The sequence below is a fragment of the Streptococcus oralis genome, assembly GCF_003943825.1.
Classification (GTDB): domain Bacteria; phylum Bacillota; class Bacilli; order Lactobacillales; family Streptococcaceae; genus Streptococcus; species Streptococcus oralis_CD.
Map to the genome: position 1 here is coordinate 1 of NZ_RJNJ01000054.1, position 780 is coordinate 780.

Annotated in this window: 1 protein-coding gene; it reads left to right on the forward strand. The window is 42.3% G+C overall.

From position 1 onward, the window contains the following. A partial coding sequence (locus D8863_RS10515; protein WP_185761485.1) for a sensor histidine kinase occupies positions 1–780 on the forward strand: 780 nt, incomplete at both ends.

Consider the following 780-nt stretch of genomic DNA (forward strand, 5'->3'; position numbering starts at 1 on the left):
GAAGTGTATGTTTCGACTAGAGAAAAACGCAGCGGAGAGAAAATCCCTGCAGAGGATTTTAAGCCGACAGCCAATAGTTTTGCCATTCCTGTTTCCGATCCTGTGTCTGACAAGGATTTAGGAGTGATCTATATCTCCTTATCGCCAGATGTTCTCCATGGAGCCATTGACAATACAAGGGGCCATATCCCGATGGCTGTAACAGTGACTTCTCCTTTTGAGACCGAGATGTTCCATATTGGGGAGAAGGTATCAGCCGAGAGGGAGAACTGGTTTGTAGGTGTCACCTCTCACGGTTATCAGGTTCGAGCTGCTGTTCCTAAAAATTTTGTTCTTACAGGAACTTTGACGAGTTCAGCTATTATTATTGGACTAAGTATCCTCTTTATCATCATTTTGTACGTGACTCTTAGACAGACTTTTTCAAATTACCAAAAACAGGTCGTAGATCTAGTAGATTCGATCGAGGTGATTGCTCAAGGAGAAGAAGGCCTTCGAATTGATACCTCTGAAAAAGACCAAGAGTTGCTTCTCATTGCAGAAACAACCAATGATATGTTGGATCGCCTGGAAAAAAATATCCACGATATCTATCAGCTAGAGCTCAGTCAAAAAGATGCCAATATGCGAGCCCTACAGGCTCAAATCAATCCTCACTTTATGTACAATACTCTGGAGTTTTTACGGATGTATGCCGTCATGCAAAGTCAGGATGAACTGGCAGATATTATCTATGAATTTAGTAGCTTGTTACGCAACAATATCTCCGACGAGCGGGAA